The following is a 23,356-nucleotide window of genomic DNA, read 5'->3' on the forward strand; positions in this document are numbered from 1 at the left end:
TACCTCAGTCAGCGCCCACACGAATTACTTGGTCAATTTTTTAAAGAGCCGGGCTGTTGCCCTGTTGAGGCCGCGTATTCTACCGCTTCGCTCAACCTTGTCAACCGTTATTTTTCAGCGCTTTCGAGGCTTCCGAAAACCGCCGAGTCGTGCCGGCTGACCCGTTCAAGGTGGCGCGCATTCTACACTGCTTTGCCACCCTGTCAACCGTTGTTTTGAAGAAATCTGAAACTCGAAATTCTTAATCAAAACAATCGGTTGCTTTTCGATTCCGAGCCCGCTTCAGTGGCGTACCCCTCGAAAGAGATGCGCATTCTACAGACCTCCTCAGAGGTGTCAACGCGTTTTCCGAAAAAAGCCAAACTTTCTAGAATTCGACCTTCACCGCCGCTGCCGCTTCACGCGCCAAGGCCCGCGCACTCTCGATATCGTCACCCTTGGCCAGGGCAACCCCCATGCGCCGACGCCCGGAGATTTCCGGCTTACCGAACAGACGCAGCTGCGTATCCGGAACGCTCAGCGCCTCTTCTATATGGGTAAACGTCGGCTGACTGGATTCGCCAGTCGGCAGAATGACGGCAGACGCACTCGGCCCAAGCTGACGGATGGCCGGCACCGGCAGACCAAGAATCGCCCGAGCGTGCAACGCGAACTCCGAGAGGTCCTGGGACACCAACGTCACCAGCCCGGTGTCGTGGGGACGCGGTGACACTTCAGAGAAGTAGACGTCATCGCCCTTCACAAACAGCTCAACCCCAAAGATGCCATAACCGCCCAGATCTTCGGTCACCTTGTCGGCGATTTCCTGCGCTCGATCCAATGCCTTTTGGCTCATCGGATGAGGCTGCCAGGATTCGCGGTAATCTCCGTCCTCCTGAATATGACCCACGGGATCGCAGAACGACACGCCACCGGCATGACGCACCGTCAACAAGGTGATCTCGTAATCAAACTCGACAAAGCCTTCAACAATCACCCGACCCTGTCCCGCACGGCCACCCTGCTGGGAGTATTCCCAGGCCGCATCAATATCGGCATCGCTACGAACGGTACTCTGCCCCTTCCCGCTTGAGCTCATTACCGGCTTGACGACACAGGGCAGACCGATTTCGGAAACGGCCTTGCGATAACTCTCCAGAGAGTCCGCAAACCGATAAGGCGATGTCGGCAGGGACGGCACTTCCGCCGCCAGGCGACGAATGCCCTCCCGGTTCATGGTGAGATTCACGGCCCGGGCCGTCGGAATGACGCGGACGCCCTCCTCCTCAAGCTTGACCAACTCCGGCGTGGCAATTGCCTCAATCTCCGGCACCACCAGGTTCGGCTTTTCCAGCTCGATCACGCGGCGCAATTCGATCGGATCCAGCATATTGATGACATGACTGCGATGAGCCACCTGCATCGCCGGCGCATTGGCGTACCGATCCACGGCGATCACCTCGACACCCAGGCGCTGCAGCTCGATCACAACTTCCTTACCCAGCTCGCCAGACCCACAGAACAGCACGCGAAAGGCCGTCTTCGTCAGGGGCGTACCGATACTGACCATGTCATCATCCTCTTTATATCCAATTGAATGCTCGCAATCTGTCCCAGGTTGCCCGATCAAAGAGCCACTTTCTCTTCGCGCCTGGCCACCAGTCTCATAACATCCCGACGTTCGTCATTGGTCATGCCAGACCAGCGGGTGATTTCGTCCGCTGAGCGCTGGCACCCCACACAAATATCATCCTCATCCAACGCGCAGACACTGACGCAAGGTGAGCGAACCGGTTTCGCATCGTCCGTCACCATCCCGTCAATCCACCGCTCTGAAGGACTCAATGTAGCGCTGGGCGTTCTGGACATAATGCGCGGCGCTCAGCTCCAGCATCTTGCGCTGATGGTCATTCAGCTCGCGCTTGACCTTACCCGGCGATCCCACCACCAGTGAGCCGTCCGGCACCTCCATTCCCTCGGGGATCAAGGTATTGGCGCCAATCAGACAATGCTTGCCGATCTTCGCCCCATTGAGCACGACCGAGTTAATACCGATCAACGAATAGTCGCCCACCTCGCAGCCATGCAGCATCACCTTGTGACCAACCGTCACCCCACGCCCAAGCGACAGAGGGATACCGGCATCCGTATGCATCACCGTCCCGTCCTGAACATTGGTTTCCGGGCCGATGGTGATCCGGTCGTTGTCGCCACGGATGACCACGTTGAACCACACGCTGGCCTTGTCCTGCAGCAACACGTTGCCGATAACGGTGGCGTTATGGGCAATAAAGTGCCCCTCTCCTTCGAGTTCCGGACGCCAATCGCCCAATGCGTATTTCATAGACACCTCACTCCGGCGCTTCCAGCAAATCGATGCCGGCATCGTACACGGCGTTCAGAAAGTCAACCAGCACAACCGCCGACAATCCCCAGATGTGGTAACCCTCCCATTCATAGCAGGGCACGTAGAGGGTGTGCCCCTGAAAACCAAGGGCATCGGTACGCAGACGGCGATCCTCAAGGAAGAAAGAGACGGGCACGCGGAAAATAGAGTCAATTTCATCCGGACTGGCTGTCAACGACACTCCATGGGGCACGATACCGACGTAGGGAGTCACCAGAATCCGATGCCGGGACACCACCTGACTCAACCGCCCCACCACCTGCACCTGCGAGGGCGGCAAACCGATCTCTTCGTGAGCCTCCCGAAGCGCCGTATGCTCCAACGAGTGATCGGTCAGATCCCGCTTACCACCCGGGAAAGCCACCTGCCCCCGATGGGTTTTAAGGTGAGCGGCACGCTGCGTCAGAATAAGCTCGGGATCAGAGCCCCGATCCGTGACCGGAACCAGCACCCCCGCCTCCGGATAATCCAGCGCAATCTGCTGCGGCGTGTGACGATCCAGCCGCTTCTTGAAATGTTCAAACAACCTTTATTTGTCCTGTTCAGGGTTTGCCGAACCTGTGTAGCGTCGCCCATTGAAAGAATCTGCCCAACACGGGTCGACGGCGACGCCGGCCTCAGTATACTGGGATCATACAGAATTGAGGTGGCGAATGAATTATTGCAGTCATTGTGGAAACCCGGTTACCCATCGCATTCCCGACGGCGACAACCGTCACCGGTACGTGTGCGATCATTGCAACCGCATCCATTATGAGAACCCCCGCATCGTGGCAGGAACCGTCCCGGTCTGGGAGGGCCAGGTTCTGCTTTGCCGTCGCGCCATCGAACCCCGCCACGGCTACTGGACGTTGCCCGCAGGTTTCATGGAAAACTCCGAAACCACGGTCGAAGCGGCGATGCGCGAAACCCGTGAAGAAGCCCTGGCGGAAGTGGCAGTCGACGGCCTTTATACGATGCTTCATGTACCCCACATCGACCAGGTCCATATGTTTTTCCGCGCCCGATTGATCGACGGCACGTTCGGCGTGGGCGAGGAATCGCTCGATGCCCAACTGTTTCCGCTCACCGATATTCCGTGGGAGGAATTGGCTTTCCCGACGATCCGGGAAACGCTCGAACGCTTTGTGCGGGACGCCGAAGCGGGCGAATTCCCTCTTCACGTTGGCGACATTCGTTACCGGATGGGGAAATAGCGCCTACTCCAAAACCTCCATCCGGAAAACCTCATAGGCTGGCTCCTCATAGGGATGAGCGGCCTTGAGTGCCTGGATGGCGCCCCGGATCAGATCATCCTCGCAAACCAGCTCTACCTTGTATTCATCCACCCGCTCAACCTCGCCCTGCTGCCCCAGAAACGGCTGACTGCCGTCGAGCGGACGAAACTGTCCCTGCCCCCGACACTGCCAGGCGCAGGAATCGTAATCACCGATTCGACCGGCACCTACCTCGAACAGCGCCACCTTGGTTGCCTCCAAATGCGTTTCCGGTACGAAGTAGCAAAGCTTGTACATCCCTTTCTCCCCTACCTGCTCTCTCTGTATGAACCACCGGATTCTGACGCCACGCATCCGAATCAATCAAGCACCACAACCCCGACTCCACACCCGCACCCAAAACTGTCCACAGATCGATCAATTTGATCGGCATTCAATCAAAATGAACAAAGAAGCATCCATTCAAACGCTTGTACCACTTACCCACAGAATCTGTGGATAACTCTGGGGAAAGTTTTTGGGAACAGACCGCCAGCCCCCGTGGTTACGCCCTTCACCTCAAATTGGCGACTATTTCACCGAAGCCATTAAATCTTTATTTATCAATAGCTTATAAATTCAGATCAGATTACAGGCAAGATGACGGTGTTTTATACAGGCGTCAAGAAAATCAACGGAACGGATGTGCATAAATGAGCCAAGTCAAGCCGAATTTTCAGTTATAGACGCTTTATTTTGGATCGATTTTGGCGCACAAAGGTGATTACAGCGTCAAATAAATGCCCTTCCTGAATAATCTGTCACCTATGGGGATAAGATTGTAACGACGCGTAACAAGATCCGTTACCGCCGGAAGCAAGCGAGGGCAAGAAGCCAGTGTCTCACCGATGAGACACTGACACGACGACCGTCGGAACAGCAGAGGAGAAAAAGGTGCAGTCAGGTCAGGCCAGCCCATTCAGGACGAATAAACCGGCAACGGAAGCGGCCTGACCCTGAAACGGAGCTCCAGGGTCAGGCAGCAGAAGGGATTCGGTTATCCGAGCACCTTACGCGCATTGCGGAACATACGCAGCCAGGGCGCGTCTTCACCCCAGTTATCCGGGTGCCACGAATGCTGAGCAGTGCGGAACACCCGCTCCGGATGCGGCATCATAATGGTGACGCGACCGTCGGCCGACGTCAGGCCGGTGATACCTGCCTGCGACCCATTCGGGTTGAATGGATAGCGTTCGGTCACATGCCCGTCATTGCTGACATAACGCAGCGATACCAACCCTTCGGACTGTACTGCAGCGGCCGCATCCGCGCTGGCAAATTCGACTCGACCTTCACCATGGGCAACGGCAATCGGCATCCGAGACCCTTCCATGCCCTGCAGGAATTGAGACGGCGATTTCTGCACTTCCACCATGACCAGACGCGCTTCGAACTGCTCGGATTCATTGCGCACAAAACGCGGCCAATGGGCGGTCCCCGGAATCAACTCATGCAGATTGGAGAGCATCTGACAGCCATTACAAACGCCCAGCGCCAGGGTGTCCGTCCGAGTGAAGAAGCCAGCAAACTGCTCACGAACGCGCTCATTGAAGAGGATGGATTTGGCCCAGCCCTCACCGGCACCCAGCACATCACCGTAAGAGAAGCCACCACAGGCCACCATGGCCCGGAAGCTCTCCAGCGTAATCCGACCGGAAAGCAGGTCGCTCATGTGGACATCGACCGCATCGAAACCGGCCCGGTCGAAGGCAGCCGCCATTTCCACCTGGCCGTTGACACCCTGCTCACGCAGCACGGCAATCTTCGGACGCGCGCCACTATTGATGTACGGCGCCGCAACATCCTCTTCCGGATCGAAGGTCAGCTCGGCACTCAGCCCCGGATCCGCTGGCGACAGCAGGTTGTCGTACTCCTGCTTGGCGCAGTCGGCGTTATCCCGCAGGGACTGGATACGGTAGCTGGTTTCGGACCACAGCCGCTGGTACTCCTCACGAGATGTATCAATGACCGCGTCTTCGTTGAACATGAACCGGATGCGGTCACTGTCATTCAAGGTACCAACCACGGCGGTGTGCTCGCCGAGCCCCGCACCTGTAAACTGTTGCAGGACAAACGGCGTGTCTTCGCGACGCACCTGGATGACTGCGCCCAACTCTTCATTGAAGAGCTCCCGGGCAAACTGACTCGCCTCTTCGGCCAGGCCGTCCAGCTTGATATCAATGCCGGTGTGGCCGGCAAAGGCCATTTCCACCAGCGTGGTGAACATGCCACCGTCAGAGCGGTCGTGATAGGCCAGCAGTTTGCCATCGCCATTCAGACCCTGGATCACGGCAAAGAAGGCCTTGATGTCTTCAGGATCATCCAGGTCCGGCGCGACCGCGCCCACCTGACTGTATACCTGTGCCAGCGCCGAACCGCCCAGACGATTCTGACCCGCGGCCAGATCGACCAGGATCAAGTCGGTTTCGCCGGCATCGGTACGCAGCTGCGGCGTCAACGTGTTACGCACATTGGTGACCGGCGCAAAACCGCTGATGATCAGCGACAGCGGCGCCGTCACACTCTTCTGCTCGCCGTTGTCCTCTTCCCAGACGGTCTTCATGGACATGGAGTCCTTACCCACCGGGATAGTGATACCCAGCTCCGGGCACAGTTCCATACCCACGGCGCGGACCGTCTCGTACAGATTTTCATCTTCGCCCGGATGACCGGCTGCAGCCATCCAGTTGGCAGACAGGCGAATGTCGGACAGCTTTTCGATTGAGGCCGCGGCCAGGTTGGTGATCACCTCGCCCACCGCCATTCGGCCGGAGGCCGGTGAGTCAATCACAGCCACCGGCGTGCGCTCGCCCATCGCCATGGCTTCACCGGCCAGACTGTCGAAGGACGATGCCGTCACCGCCACGTCACTGACCGGTACCTGCCAGGGGCCGACCATCTGGTCGCGCGCCACCAGACCGGTAATCGTCCGGTCACCAATGGTAATCAGGAAGCTCTTGCTGCCCACGGACGGCAAACGCAGGATCCGGCGGGCCGCCTCGTTCACATCGATATCGCGGGAATTGAAAACCTGCTTGGTGAACGAGGCACGCTCGACGCTGCGATGCATCCGCGGGGGCTTGCCGAACAGGACGTCCATCGGCAAATCCACGGGCTTGTCATCGAAGTAGGCGTCAGCCACTTCCAGGTGATGTTCTTCCGTAGCCTCGCCAATGACGGCGTACGGGCAGCGCTCGCGGCGACAGATGGCGTCGAAGTGCTCTAGCTCGTCCGCCGCCACGGCCAGCACGTAGCGTTCCTGGGATTCGTTACACCAGATTTCCAGCGGTGACATGCCCGGCTCATCGCTGGGGATATCGCGCAGTTCAAAACGACCACCCCGGCCACCGTCCTTGACCAGTTCCGGCATGGCGTTGGACAGGCCGCCCGCGCCGACATCGTGGATAAAGCTGATCGGGTTGTCTTCGCCCAACTGCCAACAGCGGTCGATCACTTCCTGGCAACGGCGCTCCATTTCCGGGTTGCCCCGCTGCACGGACGCGAAATCCAGATCCTCGTGACTGCTGCCGGAATCCATGGAGGAAGCCGCGCCACCGCCCAGGCCGATCAGCATCGCCGGTCCGCCCAGCACGATCAGTTTCGCGCCAACCGGGATATCCCCTTTTTCGACGTGGTCGGTCCGGATATTCCCCAGGCCACCGGCGATCATGATGGGCTTGTGGTAACCCCGGACTTCATCACCGGCCGCACCTGGCGCCTTCTGTTCGAAGGTCCGGAAATAACCGGTCAGGTTGGGTCGGCCAAATTCGTTATTGAAGGAGGCGCCCCCGATCGGACCCTCGATCATGATGTCCAGCGGCGACGCAATGCGCTCGGGCTTGCCGTATTCGGTTTCCCACGGCTGCAGATCCCCCGGCAGATTCAGGTTGGACACCGTGAACCCGGTCAGGCCAGCCTTGGGCTTGGAACCCCGTCCGGTCGCACCCTCGTCACGAATCTCACCGCCGGCGCCGGTTGCCGAACCCGGGCTCGGGGAAATGGCCGTCGGGTGATTGTGGGTCTCCACCTTCATCAGGATGTGGATGTCTTCATCGTGATAGCGGTAGGTGCCGGAATCAGCCTCGGGATAGAACCGGCCGGCCTTGGCGCCGCGGATCACCGCCGCGTTATCCTTATAGGCTGAGAGTACACCTTCGCTGTTCATCTCGAAGGTATTGCGAATCATCGCGAACAGGGACTTCTCCTGAGCCTCGCCATCGATGTCCCAGGACGCGTTGAAAATCTTGTGGCGGCAGTGTTCTGAATTGGCCTGGGCGAACATCATCAGCTCTACGTCGGCCGGATCCCGCTCCAGGCGGGTGAAAGCGTCCACCAGGTAATCGATTTCGTCATCCGCCAGCGCCAGGCCCAGCGTCTGATTCGCTTCCACCAGCGCCGGCCGGCCGCCACTCAGAACCGGAATACGGTCTGGCGTGCGCGGCTCCTCGCGATGGAACAGCAGTTCCGCACCGCCCATCTCATGAAAAACCCGCTGGGTCATGCGGTCGTGCAGCAAGGTGGCAATCGCCTCACGCTGCTCCAGCTTCAACTTGCAGTCCGCGTGAATATAGAAGGCCGTGCCCCGCTCGATACGACGGATCTGACGCAGCCCGCAAATACGTGCGATGTCTGTCGCCTTGGTCGACCAGGGCGAAATGGTGCCCGGCCGCGGTACCACCAGAAACAACACACCTTCCGCCGCCTGGGAATCGGCAGACGGGCCGTAACTCAGCAGCCGGTCGAGCACCTGCTGCTCTTCATCCGCAAGTGCCTCCGGCACATCCACGAAATGCATGAACTCCGCGTAGATCCGGGAGACTTCCGGGACCACAGCCTGAACCTGGGACAGAAGCTTGTCAGAGCGGAAGGATGAAAGTGCGGGAGCGCCGCGGAGTTCCAGCATGGCAAAAAACCTGTATCGTGCTGATCTGGGGAATACAGGGGGCTCTCATACCGGGAACCCCTTGCGAGACGGCCGCAATGATACTGGAAACCGCGCGCCGGATACAGATTTGCCAGCGCCGGAAATCGGTGAATGTGGCAATTACCCAGTCGTTCGCCTCATGCCCGGCCAGCCAGCTCCTGATTGTCACCCGGACCAGCGCGCCTCCATTACCGGTGCATTAAAATTTACAGGCTTTTGCAGTCTACGACGGACAGTTAATTGACCCGCTTCCGGCTTTTGGGGATTATCGGGCTAATGCTTAACGATAATCGGGTTTCTGCGCCCCGTCGTTTTTATTGTGTCAGGGACTATCCATCCGGCGCCGAATCCATCCATACCAACAGACCCACGGATCAGGGTCACAACTGTCGCACATCTTCGGGCAGTCACTCGTGCCGATCGATTCGAATGGATCGGCACTCGATAAGGATTGCGCCCGTCAAAGGTTCGCAGTAAGGAGAGCAGGGATTTGTCAGTGGTTTCCATCCTGAGAAACAAACGCCGTCCTGTGAGCATCGCCCTGGTCCTTGGCCTGGCCGGTGCCCTGACGGCCTGCTCGCGCCCGTCGACACTCGACGAGCTGCGCCAGGAAGGCGTGCTCCACGTCATTGCCCGCCCCTCTCCGTCCGTTTACTACGATGGCCGCGACGGACCAACCGGCTACGAATACGAACTGGCCAAGGAATTCGCTGACGAGCTGGGCGTGGAACTCCGCATCCGCGAAGCCGAAGGCAACGGGCAAATCCTGTCCGTACTGGAAAAGGGTTACACCCACATTGGCCTGGCGGGACTGGCCAGTACCATTCCCAGCACCCAGGAATTCAAGGCTGTGCCGATCAACCTGAACGTCCAGTCCACCCTGATCTATAACCGGGATGCGGATTCCGCCCGCGATGCGGAAGACGTCGGTGATCGCGTCATTCATGCGGTAGCCAACAGCAACCATCTGGCACCGCTGAAGGCACTGGCCAAGCAGAACCCGAATATCCACTGGGAACTCCATGCCGATCTCGACACCGCCGGCATACTCGAACGGGTCGAATCCGGTGAATTCCAGGTGGCGGTGGTGGACTCCACCGAACTGGCGCTCAACCAGGTCTTCTTTCCCAACGTCAAGAAAGGCTTTGACCTGAACCAGCCCCAGCCCATTGCCTGGTTGTTCCCATCCCAGCAGGACGACACGCTGGTCAAGGCTGCCCGCAAGTTCCTCAACAAAATGAAGGCAGACGGCCGCCTGGCCCAGTTGAAGGAACGCTTTTACGGCCATCTGGACCGGCTTAACTACGTGGGTGCCCGGACTTTCGTGTATCACGTGCGTCACCGGCTCCCCAACTACGAGCTGGCCTTCCAGGACGCGGCGGAAAAATACCATACGGACTGGCGTCTGTTGGCCGCCATCGGCTACCAGGAATCCCATTGGCGCCCCAATGCCGTATCGCCCACCGGCGTTCGCGGCATGATGATGCTGACGCGAAACACCGCTCAGTATGTGGGGATCGACAATCGCCTGGACCCGGAGGAAAGCATCGACGGCGGCGCCCGTTACTTCCAGATGGTTCACGACCAGATCCCTGCCGACATCCCGGAGCCGGATCGGTCCTGGTTCGCCCTGGCCTCCTACAACGTTGGTTTTGGTCACCTGGAAGATGCACGACGACTCGCGGAAGGCGCGGGAAAAGACCCGGACCGCTGGATCGACGTCAAGGAATATCTGCCGCTGCTGGCGCAGAAAGAGTGGTATTCGAAAACCCGCTACGGCTACGCCCGCGGCCATGAACCGGTCATCTACGTACAGAATATCCGCCGCTACTACGACGTACTCGTGTGGATGAAAGAACCCATGCACCGGGGCGAGCAGCTGGCACAAAATCCGGAGTTCCCACAGCTGGACGCCGATTCCCCAACCACAGACGTCGTGCCGGCCGGCTCCGACCGGATCCCGACAGAACTGTCCGTCGCACCGCCGACGCTTTAAAGCGTCAATCATCGACGCCCTGACTCACTCCGGGGTATCGTCGCGGGCATCCAGCGCCCGCTCGGCCTGCTCGCCGGTAAACCCACGCTGGGCCAGAAAACGCGCCTGGCGCGCCTTGTCCGACCACTCCAACGCGGAGGCCGACAGGCCAAACCGGCGGCGCCTTGCTTCGGTGGCCCGTTCGGCCCATTGCTGATCGCTCACTTCCTGCATACACGTCGGCCGCTGGAACACACCGCGCTGCTGGAGTTCGCTTTCAATGCGCAGCGGGCCGTAGTACAGGTCCATTCGCTGACGGGCGTACACGTCGGCAAAGCGGTCGTCGTCCAGCCAGCCTTCCCGCTCGTAGTCGTCCAGCACCGGATCAATGACATCGGGCGTGAGCTTCCGCTGCATCAGCTTTAGCCGCAATTCCTGACGGCTATGCTCGCGCCGGGCCAATAATTTGAGGGCGACGGAACGGGCCTTGTATTCGGGGTCCTGATTCTCAGATTTGCTGTTTTTCGGGGCCATGAATTGTCTTCAGATCCAGCGCATTCCAAACCTCTACACAGCCCTGTGCAGCAGGTCTCCAAAACGATTAGACTAACCCACCATGCAAGCGGGCGTCGATGTAACCCGCTGCTCTGTCGGCGGCCACAGGCTGCCTGATTCTGACCGGACGCGTTCACCCGGTCAGCAACTTGCCTTACCGTGTGGGGATTCCGTTATGGCGGCCTTTATCAAGAAGCTCTTCAAGAACCGCAAATCCGACAACGCCCAACCACAGCCCGATGTCAGCGCGCTGAACCCGGACAAACCGGACGAACTCAATGCCCTGATTGAGCTGGCCCGCTCGGCAGAGACCAACAGTCAGCGGGGCGTCGCCATTGACCGCATCCCCCACATCAAACACCTGATCCCGCTGTACAGTGAGGCTTCGGCCACCGTGCGCAATCGCCTGGCCGGCCGCATCAGTGCGCTGGCCAGTCAGCATCCGGAACAGGTCGAGCAGACCCGTGCGGCACTGTCAGACCCCCAGCAACAGGCGCTGGTTCACCAGCTTTGCCAGAGTGCAGATATGGATGCGGAACAGATCTCCGCGGAAACGGATCCGCAAAAGCTGCTGTCTCTGGCGACCGAAGGCAAGACCGCCGCGGTTCGTCTTGCGGCAGCCGAACGGATCGAAGGCGAAGATGAATTGATGGCCGTGCAGCGAGCCGCCAAAGGTCGCGACAAAGGCGTCTATCAGTTGACCAAGAAACGCCTGCAACTGCTGCGTCAGGAAAAGGACCGCGAACAGGCTGTCCAGAACGCCATCGAGGACCTGATCCGTCAGGCCGAAGAACACGCCAAAACCGACAACCTGCAACTCTACGCGGCGCGCGTCGAGAGCCTGCAGTCCCAGTGGAAAAACCTGTCTTCCGCGGCTTCCAACAACCAGCACACCGCCTTCCTCACCGCGCTGGATGCCTGCAATCGCCGCGTGCGTGAGGTCGAGGAAGCCTCGGCCCGGGAAGCGGAATCCCACCATAAGCAGGAAGAACGCAAGGCGACCCTGGATTTGCTGCGCGACACCCTGAACAGCCTGCGCGAAGCCATGCCGGAACGCGGGCCGTCCCTGTCGTCACTCGACGCCCTGCAGAAAACCCAGGAAAACCGCTGGATGGAGGCGACCCGGGACAGCGAGGTTGCCAAGTCGGAACAGAAAGATTACCAGGCCCTGATGCTGGAACTGCGCCACTACATCGGCTCCGTCCAGCGCCTGCAACAGCAGCAGGAAGCCCTCCAGTCACTGGTTGATGCGGAGTCTCCGGACAGCGCCGAACTGCGCCAGCTTCTGGAAACCATCGACTGGCCGGGCGGCTACGCCCAGCCGCCGGCGCTGGAAACCGCCGCCCGCAAACTGGGCCAGGCACGTGAAGTGCGCAAAACCCAGACCAGCGACCAGAAAACCCAGGTCAAGGCGCTCGACGACCTGCTTGAAAAGCTGGAAAAAGCACTGGAGCAGGACCAATATTCCGAGTCCCGCCACCTGCACAAGCAGGCCCAGCACGCCTTCAACGCGCTCGACCACAAACACGCCAGCCAGCGCCAGGCCCACCTGACGCTGCTTGGCCGACAGCTGCAGGACCTGCAGGACTGGCGCGGCTTTGCTACCCGCCCGAAGCAGGAGGAATTGTGTGAAGCCATGGAATACCTGGCGACCCAGCACATGGAGCCGGAAGCCAAGGCCACTCACATCAAGGAATTGCAGCAGGAATGGCGCGACCTGGGCGGCTCATCCGACCAATCGCTGTGGCAGCGTTTCAAGAAGGCGTCGGACATTGCCTATGAGCCCTGCCAAGAATATTTCGCCGCCAAGTCCGAGCTGAAGCACGTCAACATCGACAAGCGCCAGGCCATCTGCGACCAATTGGCGGACTTCGTCGACAACGCCGACTGGCAGAACGCCGACTGGAAAGCGGTGGAGCGCATTCACCGTGTGGCCCGCCAGGAGTGGCGCGAGGCCTGGCCTGTGGACTTCAAGGCAAACCGCCCCCTGCAGAAACGATTCGACCACTTGTTGAAGCAGGTGGAAGCGCCTCTGAACGAGGAGCGGCAGAAGAACGAAGCCAGCAAACAGGCCATCGTCGAACGGGCCCAGGCCCTGATCGACCACGAACCCCTGAGCGAGGCCATGGAGCAGGCCAAGGCCCTGCAGAAAGAGTGGCAAGGCATCGGCATCACCCGTCACCGGGAAGATCGCAAGCTCTGGCAGGACTTCCGCGCCGCCTGCGATGCCATTTTTGCCCGTCGTGATGCCCAGCGTGCGGAACAGGTGGCCGAAGATACCGTCGCCCTGGACACCCTGAAACAGGCCATCGAGGACAGCCGCCAACAACGTGAGGCCGCCCAGGACGATCTGGCGACGCTTCGCCAATTGCAGCAGGCGCTTCGCAGTGCCCCGGCACCACGGCGCATTCCCGCCCCGGTATCGGATGAACTGGCGACCGAAAAGTCGGCCCTGGATCAAGCGATCCAGCAGCTTGAGCGCGGCCAGCAAGTGGCCGACTGGGAAGTCCGGCTGCACGCGGGTAACAGCCAACCCGGCGATGGCAGCAACCTGCCGGATCCGCTGCCCTCACCCCGGGAAATTGCCATTCGCCTGGAAATCGCGACCGGCCTGCCGTCGCCGGAAGAAGACCAGGAACTGCGCATGAAGCAGCAGGTGGAGCGCCTCGCTGCCGGCCTGACCGGCGGCAATGGCAGTGCGGGCTCAGCAGAAGACGAAATCAACCGGCTCATCGATTGCTGGTGCGCCCAGTCCATCGAACCGTCTGACGCCGAGAGCCTGATGCCCCGCCTGCGCAACGCCCTCGCCAACTGGCAGGGTTGAGCCTTCAGCTCCCGCAATGGATCGCCCCAACCGGGGCGGTCCATCACTCCCGCTGGTGCTTGAGCACAAAATCCTTCGCCTCAGAAACCGCCACCCGGACACGATCCCGCATCTCCTGCATTTCCGGGTCCGCCAGGTAGAATCGCATATCAATGGAATGTCGGTAATAGCGCGTCGGCAGCCGGTTCAGCGCCACGCACATCACATCCGCCAGGAAATCTTCGCCCTCGTCAGACTTTCGGCCTTCCTCAATGGCTTCCGCCACCAGACCTTCATAGAAATTATCGATGGTATCGAGCAGGGACATAAGAACAGCACCTTGTTCGGATTACAGAATGGACCTGTCTGTAGATTAGATGCCTACGTGCGGATTGCCACCTGAGCAGTTTCGCCAATGCGAATGGCAGCCCGGGTCATTACCTCCACCGAAACCGGCCGCTAAGGTGGCTGTCTATCCTGAAAGCGGTTGCCCTTCGGCACCACAGACTGAACACGACTCCGCCCCAGCGCGCAGAGGAACAACAATGACCACAGAAGCCTATATCTTCGATGCGGTACGCACGCCGCGAGGTCGCGGCAAGAAAGACGGCTCGCTGCACAGCGTCAAGCCGATCACTCTGCTGACGACTATTCTCAAAGCCCTTCAGCAACGCAACGACCTGGACACCCGCCAGGTGGACGACATCGTCATGGGGTGCGTCACTGCCGTGGGCGATCAGGGGGCCGACATCGCCAAGACCGCCGCCCTCGCCGCCCAATGGGATGAAGTGGTCGCCGGTGTCACGCTCAACCGCTTTTGCGCGTCCGGCCTGGAAGCGGTCAACCTGGCTGCGATGAAAGTCCGCTCTGGCTGGGAAGACCTGGTGGTCGCCGGTGGCGTTGAAGCCATGTCGCGAGTGCCCATGGGCTCCGACGGTGGCGCCTGGGCCAGCGACCCGGAAACCAATCTGAACACCGGCTTCATGCCCCAGGGCATCGGCGCCGACCTGATCGCCACCCTTGAAGGCTTCAGCCGGGAAGACGTCGACCGGTTTGCCGTGAATTCCCAGAAAAAGGCGGCTGCCGCCTGGGAGAACGGCTACTTCAAACATTCCATCGTCCCGGTCACCGACCAGAATGGCGTCATGATCCTCGACCGCGACGAGCACGTTCGCGCCGGCACCACGCTGGAGTCATTGGGCCAGCTCAAGCCGTCCTTCCAGATGATGGGCGAGATGGGCTTCGACGGTGTGGCCCGGGAAAAATACCACTACGTGGAACGTATCAACCACGTACACCACGCCGGCAACTCCTCTGGCATCGTCGACGGCGCGACCGCCCTACTGATCGGCAGCGAAGCCAAGGGCCGCGAGCTGGGCCTCAAGCCCCGCGCCCGCATTCTCTCGACCGCTGTCACCAGCACCGATCCCACCATCATGCTCACCGGCCCGGCCCCAGCTAGCCGCAAAGCCCTGGAAAAAGCCGGACTGACCGCCGACCAGATCGACCTGTTCGAGGTGAACGAAGCCTTTGCATCGGTGGTCATGCGCTTCCAGCGGGAGCTAGGCGTGCCCGACGAGAAAGTCAACGTCAACGGCGGCGCGATCGCCATGGGGCACCCCCTGGGTGCGACGGGCGCCATGATACTCGGCACCCTGCTGGACGAGCTGGAGCGCCGCGAACAGCGCTACGGCCTCGCCACCCTGTGTGTGGGTGGCGGCATGGGTATCGCCACCGTCATTGAACGCTGCTGAGCCGGGACAGAGAAGGATCCAATCATGAGTGCAATCCGTTACGACATCGACGACCAGAACATCCTCACCCTGACCATCGACATGCCCGGCCAGTCCGCCAACACTATGAACGCGGCCTTCCGCGAGGCGTTGACCGAAACCGTCAGCCGCGTTGAACAGGATCTGGACAGCATCAAAGGCATTATCCTGACCTCCGGCAAGAAGACCTTCTTCGCCGGTGGCGACCTGAATGAGTTGTATAAAGTGACCGAGGAACAGGCTGGCGAATTCGAGGCCATGGTCAACGGCCTCAAGCGCCAGATGCGGGTACTGGAGACCTGCGGCAAGCCCGTGGTCGCCGCTATCAACGGGAGTGCCCTGGGGGGCGGTCTGGAGCTGTGCCTGGCCTGCCATCACCGGGTGGTGCTGGATAACGACAGCATCCAGCTCGGCCTGCCGGAAGTCACCCTGGGCCTGCTGCCTGGTGGTGGCGGCACCCAGCGCCTGCCCCGGATGCTGGGGCTGGAAACGTCTTTCCCCTACCTGATGGAAGGCAAGAAATCGAATCCGAAGGCAGCTCTGAAAGTCGGTATTGTGGACGCCCTCGCGTCCAGCAGCGACGACCTGATCGCCCGGGCCCGCGCCTTCATTGAAGCGAACCCCAGCTGCCAGCAACCCTGGGACCAGAAAGGCTTCAAGATTCCGGGAGGTGGACCGCAGCACCCGGCCATGGCACAAAAGCTGGCCATCGCTCCGGCCATGCTCAAGCAGAAAACCAAAGGCTGCTACCCGGCGCCGGAAGCCATCCTGTCCGCCGCCGTGGAAGGCGCCCAGGTTGATTTCGACAATGGCCAGCTGGTCGAGACCCGCTATTTTGCGCAACTGGTTTGCGGCCAGGTGTCCAAGAACATGACCGGCACCTTCTGGTTCCAACTCAACGCCATCAAGGCGGGCGAGAGCCGTCCGCAAGGCGTCGACCAGGCCCGATTCCAGAAAGTCGGGGTTCTCGGGGCCGGCATGATGGGCGCCGGCATTGCCTACTCGACCGCCGCACGGGGGCTGGACGTGGTCCTGAAGGATGTGTCCGTCGAGAACGCCGAGAAGGGCAAGGCGTATTCACAGAAGCTGCTGGACAAGAAAGTCAGCCGCGGGCGGATGACCGGCGACGAGCGGGATGCGGTGCTTGGCCGCATTCAGGCAACGGAAACCGCGAGCGACCTTGCCGGCTGCGACCTGATTATCGAAGCGGTTTTCGAAGACAGCGATCTGAAAGCCAAGGTCACCCGGGAAGCCGAGCAGCAACTGGCAGAAGGCGGCATCTTCGCTTCCAACACCTCGACGATTCCCATTACTCAGCTGGCCAAGGCCTCCGGCGCACCGGATAAATTTATCGGCCTGCATTTCTTCTCGCCGGTGGACAAAATGCAGCTGGTGGAGATCATCGTCGGCGAGCAAACCTCCGACGACACCCTTGCCCGGGCCTTCGACTACGTGCAGCAGATCGGCAAGATCCCGATCGTGGTCAACGACAGCCGCGGCTTTTTCACCTCGCGCGTATTCGGCACCTTCGTCAACGAAGGCGTCGCCATGGTGCAGGAGGGCATTCATCCTGCCAGCATCGAAAACGCCGGTATTCTGTCCGGTATGCCCGTCGGCCCGCTGGCCGTATGCGATGAAGTCAGCCTGACGCTGATCCAGCACGTGCGAAACCAAAGCCGCAAAGACATGGAGGCCGCCGGTCGGTCCTGGACACCCCACCCGGCCGAAGCGGTCATCGATGCCATGGTCAACGAGCACGGCCGCAAGGGAAAGGCTGCCGGCGCCGGTTTCTACGATTATCCCGCCTCCGGCAAGAAGCACCTCTGGTCCGGCCTCGCCGAACATTACACCGATTCGGCGAAAGCATCGGAAGTGGACCTGCAAACCCTGAAAGACCGGCTGCTGTTCATCCAGGCCATTGAAACCGTGCGATGCCTTGAAGAGAACGTCCTGCGTACGGTGGAAGATGCCAATATCGGCAGTATCTTCGGCATCGGCTTCGCGCCCTGGACCGGTGGCGCTATCCAGTTCATCAACCAGTACGGTGTGCGCAAGTTCGCAGAACGGGCAAAAGAGCTGGCCGAAGCCTTCGGCGAGCGTTTCGCCCCGCCCCGGTTGCTGCTGGATAAAGCGGAAAGCAACACCCCGTTCCAATAAGCCGGCGATCAAACGGGTTCCGGTGTCCCCAGCCGGAACCCGTAACGTCAGGATTTTGCTCGATCGTGCGCCGGGACAATACCCGCACCTAACAAATTCACCCAAACTTGTCCTCATTATGGACAGATTGTCATGACCTCGTAGCACATGCCCGGTAGCAACGGCCTTGCCGCTTGCCTACAATGAGCTGAGGATCCTCTTAATATTCCGGAACACCATCATCTTTCGGAAGTCATAGTGGAGGCTCCGGCGTCTGCCGGCCTTCCCGGGTTTTAAGACCCGAGAACCGCCGATCAGCCTGGAAGCCCGACGACAACGCTCGTCCGGCTTACAATCTTCACCTGCAAAGACAGTAATGACATGCCATTATCGATCCGCAAGCTGAGAGTACCCCGCCTCCGTTCTTCCGCAGTCGCCCTGGCCGTTGGCCTGGCGATTACCTCCACGGCCGGTTTTGCGGCCCTGGACAAGGACGGCGCACAGACATTCCAGCCGGTTTCGCCGACCATCGATCAGGCCCGCGCCAATATCCTGATCGCACGGCAACTCCAGTTCACGCATTTCCTGGATCAGCGGATCGACTCTGACCTCTCCAAGCGGGTGTTCGACGCCTACCTTGATCATCTGGACGGTCAGCATGTCTATTTCCTGCAGAGCGATATCGACCGCTTCGCGCCCTGGCGCACCAAGCTCGACTCAGCGCTGAAGACCGGCCAGCTCGAGCCGGCTTTCCAGATTTACAACCTGTTTGAAAAACGCGTGATCGAACGCCTGGATTACGCGCTGAAGCTGATTGACGACGGCGTCGACCAGTTCGACTTCAGCAAAGACGAAGAACTCAAGCTGGATCGCTCCGACGATCCCTGGGCCAAGAGCAAGGACGAGCTGGACGCGATCTGGAAGCGCCGCATCAAGAATGCCGTGCTGGCCCAGCGTCTGAACGGCAAGAGCGACAAGGAAATCACCACCTCCCTGCAACGTCGCTACGAAAGCCAGCGCTCAAGGACCCTGCAGGTACGCAGCGAAGACGCCTTCCAGACCTACATGAACGCCTTCACCAGCCTGTGGGACCCGCATACCTCCTACTTCTCCCCGCGCACCTCTGAGAACTTCAACATCAACATGAGTCTCTCGCTGGAAGGCATCGGCGCGGTGCTGCAGTCCGACAACGAATACACCAAGGTCGTGCGCCTGGTGCCGGGCGGCCCGGCCTCCAAGCAAGGCCAATTGAAGCCGGCCGACCGCATTGTGGGCGTCGCCCAGGGCAAGGACGGCGAGATGAAGAACGTCGTGGGCTGGCGCCTGGATGAAGTGGTCGACCTGATCCGCGGCCCGCGTTCTTCCGTCGTGCGCCTGGAAGTGATTCCGGCCAGCGCCTCGGATGAAACCATTACCCGCACCATCGACATCACCCGCGACAAGGTGAAGCTGGAAGAGCAGTCCGCCAAGAGCGACATGATCGACCTGAAGCGGGACGGCAAGCACTACAAGGTCGGTGTGATTGACATTCCCACCTTCTACGCCGATTTCCAGGCCATGCAGGCCGGTGACCCGAACTACAAGAGCACAACCCGTGACGTACACAAACTGATCGACAAGCTCAAGGGACAGGGCATGCAGGGTCTGGTGATCGACCTGCGCAACAACGGCGGTGGCGCCCTTCAGGAAGCCAACGATCTGGTGGGCCTGTTCATCGATGAGGGTCCGACCGTCCAGATCCGCAGCGCCGACAACGACGTCAGCGTACTGACCGACGACGATCCGTCCGTGGCCTACTCCGGCCCGCTGGTGGTCCTGGTCAACCGCATGAGCGCCTCGGCCTCCGAAATCTTCGCCGGCGCCATCCAGGATTACGGCCGCGGCCTGATCGTGGGCTCGCAGACCTTCGGCAAGGGCACCGTACAGGCGGTCCGCCCGCTGAACCACGGACAGCTGAAGATCACCCAGTCCAAGTTCTACCGGGTTTCTGGCGGCTCCACCCAGCACAAGGGCGTCATTCCGGACATCAACATCCCGACCCGAATCAACAAGGAAGAGATCGGCGAAGACGCGCTGGATAACGCCCTGCCCTGGGACCAGATCGAAGCCGTGCCCCACGCCCGCTACTTCGATTTCAGCAGCATCATCGACAAGCTGCGCGAGCGTCATGACGCCCGTTTCGACAAGAACCCGGAATTCCAGCTGCTGGAGGAAGAGATCAACCTGCTCAAGACCCAGCGCAACCGGGATTACGTCAGCCTGAACTACGACAAGCGCGAGACCTACCAGGACGATCTGGAGTCCCGCCAGTTGAAGATCGCCAATGCGCGTCGTCAGCTCAAGGGCAAAGAGCCGTTCAAGGACTGGGAAGCGCTGGAAAACTACGAGGAGGCGGAAGCCGCCAACCCGGATGAAAAGAAAGACGACGACTTTATCGTCCGCGAGGGTGGCTACATCATGTCCGACATGATCGATCTGGATTCCAAGATGGCGTCCATTACCAAACCTGAGCGGATCACCGCTCAGGCTGACGAGCATATGTAAACGACGCTTTTTATCAGGGAGCAAGGCAAGGACCGCCGGATGAGCAACGACAGCGATCGCAAGCGTGCCCTCGCCCTGGAAAGCCTGCTCATGGACACGCTGCACGCGATCCAGTCCATGCAGCAGGCTGAAAAGCTCGGAGTCCCGCCCCTCACCGGCCAGCAGACGGCCGATGCCAAGGGCGGGAAACCCGCCGCCGAAGACGAAGATTCCCTGGTCGACCGCCTGACCGACTTCACCGGTTCCGCCTTCCGCCTTGCCCTGCGTACCACCGACACGTCCATCAAGGCCGGCCGCGCCCTGCTCAACTCGCAGGACAAGCTGCGCATGATGCTCGCCGCCGGCGACTCGCTGAAGGATATCCGGGAAGTGGCCGGCCTCACCCTCAATGAGATGAGCGAGGCCCTGGATCTGCGGGACAAGAGCCTGCTGGAAGCCATCGAGAATGGCACCGCCACCCTTTCGTTCGAGCTGATCCTGCGCCTGGCCGCCCTGGTGGCCCGTAACGATCCGATTCCGTTCATCCTGCGCTTCACCCGCAACTACAATCCCGAAGCCTGGCAGATTCTGTCGGATTGGGGCGTCGGCAAACTACCGCTGCAGTTCGAACGGGAACGGGAATTCATCAACATCTTCCGGGGCCACGATGAGGCGCGGGAGCTGTCGGATGAAGGCTTCCGCAAGGTCCTGGATTTCACCCGGCAGAGTTTTGAGATGTCATTGCATTTCGTTGCCGAGCAGGAAGCGGAAGTGGCGCGGATGCGGGACGAACTGTCCACGGATACCCAGACAGCGCGCCCGACAAAGAAGGCTTCGAAAAAGCCATCTACCGCCGGCCGGAAAAGGCCACCCACCAGCTCCTAGCGCTTCATTCATCCTGGCGTCCCGGAGCAAAAAGCCAGGCCTCAGGATCCCAATCTTTCAGCCTGACGGGGCCACCATCGATGGCCCCGATACAGCCTGTCGCACTAGACGCTCAAGCGCCGCTCATACTCCGCTCTGTTCCTCAGGAACCCCTCCCAGAACGGCGTCGGTTCGATGCCCGTCAACCGGGCGGCCAGGAGATCGAGATGGGTGTGCCACCCGGTACTCACATTGAGCAGGGTTGACGGGTCGGGCACGCGGTGATGGGTGACGGTCAGCAATACATCCTGGCCGCGGGGTTCCAGATCGAAGCTGACCCCGCCGGTACTGCCCCAGCTGATCGCCAGGCGTCTCGGCGGATCCAGTTCCGTGATCTCGCTCTGCAGGCGGTGCTCCTCGGAAAACCCCGGCGGTCTGTGGCCGGAAGGCTGCGTCAGTTGGTCGTTATGCCAGACGAACTCGAACGACGCGCCAACCGCCATCGCCATTTCACCGGCCGCCAGCCATTGGCGTCGCAGATCCTCTTCGGTGAGATAGGCCCAGATCCGTTCGATCGGGCCGGGAAGCAAACGCTGGATGGTCAGCGTGTTGGAATCGGTCAGTACACCATAGCTTGCGGGCATTTCCGGCTTGTTCATGGGTCGTCTCCTTCCCGGGACGCGGGGTTGTGGGCGTCCTCCTCGCGGAGGAGCTGTTCGAGGGCATCCAGACGTCCGGTCCAGAAGCGCTCGTATTCCCTGAGCCAGGCGTGGGCACTGGCCAGCGGCCCCGGATTGAGATGACAGACCCGCGTGCGCCAACGCACCTCGCGTCGGATCAGTCCCGCCTTCTCCAGCACCTTGATGTGCTTGGACGCCGCCGCCAGCGACATATCGAACGGCTCGGCCAACTGACCCACGGTCTTCTCGCCCCCGGACAACTCGCTCAGCATTCCCCGCCGCGTCACATCACCCAGGGCGTGAAAGATAACGTTCAGTTGGGCACTCTCTAATTCAACCATATGGTTAAACGTAGCACCGCCTCACCCATCATTCAACCAGTTTGTTAAATGTTAATGTGGCGATGAACGTCGACTTCGGAGGCGCTTGAGGAAGGACAGGAGCACCGGCATCAGCAGAATCAGTACCGTCAGCCGCAGGAGGTGATGGGAAGTGACGAACGCTGGCTCGATGCCGAGCGAGAGCGCGACCAGACTCAGTTCAGGTGCCCCACCCGGCATATAGGCCAGGAGCGCCGCGGCCGGCGAATAGCCAGTGACGGCATGGCCGATCCAGGCAGCCGCCACGGCAATCAGCATGAGCAACAAGGCCTGGATCACCGCGACCAGCAGACCATAACCCAGCGATGCGAGGGTCGTTCCGGCAAACCGGACGCCGACCGACACGCCGATCACAACCTGGGCCAGCGCGACGATGGCCGGCGGAATGGCGGCCTCGCAGAGCCCACTGACATGCAGTGCGCCCGAGACCAGCACCGGTCCGAACAGCAATGGATTGGGCAGGCGCAGGCAGCGGCCAAGCCACGCGCCGATGACACCGGCGCCGATCAGCATCAGCGCGTCGTCCCACGCCGGCACGGCCAGCCATTGCGCCAGGGTGGTCGTGCGGGGCTGCAGGCTGACGTGGCCGATCAGTTGCAGTACCGGTGGAATGGCCAGGAGCAGGATCAGCACCCGAACCGCATGGGTCAGTCCCACCGCCCGCAGGTCGGCTTCAGAGTCGGCCGCCATCAGCGTTACCGCGGACAGTCCACCGGGCATGCCGGCGTAGATGGCGGTGTCGAGAGAGTTACCGGCGATTCGCCGGCTTATCCACACCGAGACCCCCATCATCACCGCCGTACTGACGAGCATAATGACCAGACTCGCACTCCAGCGACCGATGTCACCTGCCATATCCGGCGTAAAGGCAGCACCCAGCATCACGCCGATCACTGCCAGTACCGCCTTGCGGGATGCGGTCGGCGCCGGCAGCCGCACACCGGCCAGGCTGAGCCCGGTGGTCACGATCAGCGCCCCCAGGAGCCATGGCAGCGGCATATTCACGGCGTAAGCCAGCCCGCTGCCACCCGCGCCTATCAGCAACGTGGGCAGCAGTTTTCCGCCCGCGACGACCTGACCTTTCAGCGCCTCGATCACGACG

At 60.6% G+C, this 23,356-nt stretch carries 18 protein-coding genes; 7 read left to right on the forward strand and 11 right to left on the reverse strand.

From position 1 onward, the window contains the following. Positions 1–367 precede the first annotated feature (367 nt). Genes purT through EB809_RS18260 form a run of 4 tightly spaced genes read right to left on the reverse strand, consistent with a single transcriptional unit; the run spans position 368 to position 2,912 of the window. A complete protein-coding gene (gene purT, locus EB809_RS18245) occupies positions 368–1,549 on the reverse strand; it encodes a formate-dependent phosphoribosylglycinamide formyltransferase (RefSeq protein WP_123636280.1) in 1,182 nt (393 codons plus the stop codon). A 56-nt stretch (positions 1,550–1,605) separates the two neighbouring features. Beyond that, on the reverse strand, positions 1,606–1,794 hold the full coding sequence (locus EB809_RS18250) for a DUF1289 domain-containing protein (protein ID WP_223808032.1): 189 nt from the start codon (positions 1,792–1,794) through the stop codon (positions 1,606–1,608). Positions 1,795–1,798: 4 nt separating this feature from the next. Beyond that, the gene (locus EB809_RS18255) at positions 1,799–2,323 is read right to left on the reverse strand and encodes a gamma carbonic anhydrase family protein (protein ID WP_123636281.1); all 525 of its coding nucleotides are present in this window, start codon (positions 2,321–2,323) and stop codon (positions 1,799–1,801) included. A 7-nt stretch (positions 2,324–2,330) separates the two neighbouring features. Continuing rightward, on the reverse strand, positions 2,331–2,912 hold the full coding sequence (locus EB809_RS18260) for a CoA pyrophosphatase (RefSeq protein ID WP_123636282.1): 582 nt from the start codon (positions 2,910–2,912) through the stop codon (positions 2,331–2,333). A 127-nt stretch (positions 2,913–3,039) separates the two neighbouring features. Here EB809_RS18260 and EB809_RS18265 point away from each other — a divergent pair, with 127 nt between their 5' ends. Beyond that, positions 3,040–3,582 (forward strand): NUDIX hydrolase, encoded by a 543-nt coding sequence (locus tag EB809_RS18265; protein ID WP_123636283.1) that lies wholly within the window; start codon positions 3,040–3,042, stop codon positions 3,580–3,582. Positions 3,583–3,585: 3 nt separating this feature from the next. Here EB809_RS18265 and EB809_RS18270 read toward each other — a convergent pair whose 3' ends face one another. Both EB809_RS18270 and purL read right to left on the reverse strand, forming a co-directional pair. Then, a complete protein-coding gene (locus EB809_RS18270) occupies positions 3,586–3,900 on the reverse strand; it encodes a YqfO family protein (protein ID WP_123636284.1) in 315 nt (104 codons plus the stop codon). Between the two features lie 739 nt (positions 3,901–4,639). After that, positions 4,640–8,545 (reverse strand): phosphoribosylformylglycinamidine synthase, encoded by a 3,906-nt coding sequence (purL, locus tag EB809_RS18275; protein ID WP_123636285.1) that lies wholly within the window; start codon positions 8,543–8,545, stop codon positions 4,640–4,642. A gap of 517 nt (positions 8,546–9,062) precedes the next feature. Here purL and mltF point away from each other — a divergent pair. Beyond that, positions 9,063–10,562, forward strand: coding sequence for a membrane-bound lytic murein transglycosylase MltF (mltF, locus tag EB809_RS18280; RefSeq protein ID WP_223808036.1), 1,500 nt, complete (start codon positions 9,063–9,065; stop codon positions 10,560–10,562). A 24-nt stretch (positions 10,563–10,586) separates the two neighbouring features. On the opposite strand, the gene EB809_RS18285 is transcribed toward mltF, so the two are convergent. After that, positions 10,587–11,075: a regulatory protein RecX gene (locus EB809_RS18285; protein ID WP_123636287.1), complete on the reverse strand. Its 489-nt coding sequence runs from the start codon at positions 11,073–11,075 to the stop codon at positions 10,587–10,589. 196 nt (positions 11,076–11,271) lie between these two features. Here EB809_RS18285 and EB809_RS18290 point away from each other — a divergent pair, with 196 nt between their 5' ends. Next, positions 11,272–13,920 carry a DUF349 domain-containing protein gene (locus EB809_RS18290; protein WP_190294959.1) on the forward strand — a complete coding sequence of 883 codons (2,649 nt, stop codon included), beginning with the start codon at positions 11,272–11,274 and terminating at the stop codon, positions 13,918–13,920. Between the two features lie 43 nt (positions 13,921–13,963). On the opposite strand, the gene EB809_RS18295 is transcribed toward EB809_RS18290, so the two are convergent. After that, positions 13,964–14,227: a late competence development ComFB family protein gene (locus EB809_RS18295; protein ID WP_123636289.1), complete on the reverse strand. Its 264-nt coding sequence runs from the start codon at positions 14,225–14,227 to the stop codon at positions 13,964–13,966. Between the two features lie 217 nt (positions 14,228–14,444). Here EB809_RS18295 and EB809_RS18300 point away from each other — a divergent pair, with 217 nt between their 5' ends. From EB809_RS18300 to EB809_RS18315, 4 genes are all read left to right on the forward strand, one after another. Continuing rightward, the gene (locus tag EB809_RS18300) at positions 14,445–15,653 is read left to right on the forward strand and encodes an acetyl-CoA C-acetyltransferase (RefSeq protein WP_123636290.1); all 1,209 of its coding nucleotides are present in this window, start codon (positions 14,445–14,447) and stop codon (positions 15,651–15,653) included. A 24-nt stretch (positions 15,654–15,677) separates the two neighbouring features. After that, positions 15,678–17,828: a 3-hydroxyacyl-CoA dehydrogenase NAD-binding domain-containing protein gene (locus tag EB809_RS18305; RefSeq protein WP_123636291.1), complete on the forward strand. Its 2,151-nt coding sequence runs from the start codon at positions 15,678–15,680 to the stop codon at positions 17,826–17,828. A gap of 360 nt (positions 17,829–18,188) precedes the next feature. Next, positions 18,189–20,351 carry a carboxy terminal-processing peptidase gene (locus EB809_RS18310; protein WP_123636292.1) on the forward strand — a complete coding sequence of 721 codons (2,163 nt, stop codon included), beginning with the start codon at positions 18,189–18,191 and terminating at the stop codon, positions 20,349–20,351. A gap of 39 nt (positions 20,352–20,390) precedes the next feature. Beyond that, on the forward strand, positions 20,391–21,215 hold the full coding sequence (locus EB809_RS18315; protein WP_123636293.1) for a helix-turn-helix transcriptional regulator: 825 nt from the start codon (positions 20,391–20,393) through the stop codon (positions 21,213–21,215). 104 nt (positions 21,216–21,319) lie between these two features. Here EB809_RS18315 and EB809_RS18320 read toward each other — a convergent pair whose 3' ends face one another. From EB809_RS18320 to EB809_RS18330, 3 genes are read right to left on the reverse strand one after another with little or no spacing between them, the layout of a single operon-like run. Next, positions 21,320–21,853 carry an SRPBCC family protein gene (locus tag EB809_RS18320; protein WP_123636294.1) on the reverse strand — a complete coding sequence of 178 codons (534 nt, stop codon included), beginning with the start codon at positions 21,851–21,853 and terminating at the stop codon, positions 21,320–21,322. Further along, entirely contained in the window at positions 21,850–22,215 is a 366-nt protein-coding gene (locus tag EB809_RS18325; RefSeq protein WP_123636295.1) for an ArsR/SmtB family transcription factor, read from the reverse strand. The genes EB809_RS18320 and EB809_RS18325 overlap by 4 nt, the downstream gene beginning before the upstream one ends. 51 nt (positions 22,216–22,266) lie before the next feature. Then, positions 22,267–23,352: an AbrB family transcriptional regulator gene (locus EB809_RS18330; protein WP_123636296.1), complete on the reverse strand. Its 1,086-nt coding sequence runs from the start codon at positions 23,350–23,352 to the stop codon at positions 22,267–22,269. Between the last annotated feature and the right edge of the window lie 4 nt (positions 23,353–23,356).

It is taken from the genome of Marinobacter sp. R17 (assembly GCF_003789045.1).
Classification (GTDB): Bacteria; Pseudomonadota; Gammaproteobacteria; order Pseudomonadales; family Oleiphilaceae; genus Marinobacter_A; species Marinobacter_A mangrovi.

Excerpts from the sequence above, each read along its gene's own strand:
- purT (WP_123636280.1), bottom strand. The coding sequence starts at position 1,549 with ATGGTCAGTATCGGTACGCCCCTGACGAAGACGGCCTTTCGCGTGCTG.
- EB809_RS18250 (WP_223808032.1), bottom strand. The coding sequence starts at position 1,794 with ATGGTGACGGACGATGCGAAACCGGTTCGCTCACCTTGCGTCAGTGTC.
- EB809_RS18255 (WP_123636281.1), bottom strand. The coding sequence starts at position 2,323 with ATGAAATACGCATTGGGCGATTGGCGTCCGGAACTCGAAGGAGAGGGG.
- EB809_RS18265 (WP_123636283.1), top strand. The coding sequence starts at position 3,040 with ATGAATTATTGCAGTCATTGTGGAAACCCGGTTACCCATCGCATTCCC.
- EB809_RS18270 (WP_123636284.1), bottom strand. The coding sequence starts at position 3,900 with ATGTACAAGCTTTGCTACTTCGTACCGGAAACGCATTTGGAGGCAACC.
- purL (WP_123636285.1), bottom strand. The coding sequence starts at position 8,545 with ATGCTGGAACTCCGCGGCGCTCCCGCACTTTCATCCTTCCGCTCTGAC.
- EB809_RS18285 (WP_123636287.1), bottom strand. The coding sequence starts at position 11,075 with ATGGCCCCGAAAAACAGCAAATCTGAGAATCAGGACCCCGAATACAAG.
- EB809_RS18290 (WP_190294959.1), top strand. The coding sequence starts at position 11,272 with ATGGCGGCCTTTATCAAGAAGCTCTTCAAGAACCGCAAATCCGACAAC.
- EB809_RS18295 (WP_123636289.1), bottom strand. The coding sequence starts at position 14,227 with ATGTCCCTGCTCGATACCATCGATAATTTCTATGAAGGTCTGGTGGCG.
- EB809_RS18300 (WP_123636290.1), top strand. The coding sequence starts at position 14,445 with ATGACCACAGAAGCCTATATCTTCGATGCGGTACGCACGCCGCGAGGT.
- EB809_RS18305 (WP_123636291.1), top strand. The coding sequence starts at position 15,678 with ATGAGTGCAATCCGTTACGACATCGACGACCAGAACATCCTCACCCTG.
- EB809_RS18310 (WP_123636292.1), top strand. The coding sequence starts at position 18,189 with ATGCCATTATCGATCCGCAAGCTGAGAGTACCCCGCCTCCGTTCTTCC.
- EB809_RS18315 (WP_123636293.1), top strand. The coding sequence starts at position 20,391 with ATGAGCAACGACAGCGATCGCAAGCGTGCCCTCGCCCTGGAAAGCCTG.
- EB809_RS18320 (WP_123636294.1), bottom strand. The coding sequence starts at position 21,853 with ATGAACAAGCCGGAAATGCCCGCAAGCTATGGTGTACTGACCGATTCC.
- EB809_RS18325 (WP_123636295.1), bottom strand. The coding sequence starts at position 22,215 with ATGGTTGAATTAGAGAGTGCCCAACTGAACGTTATCTTTCACGCCCTG.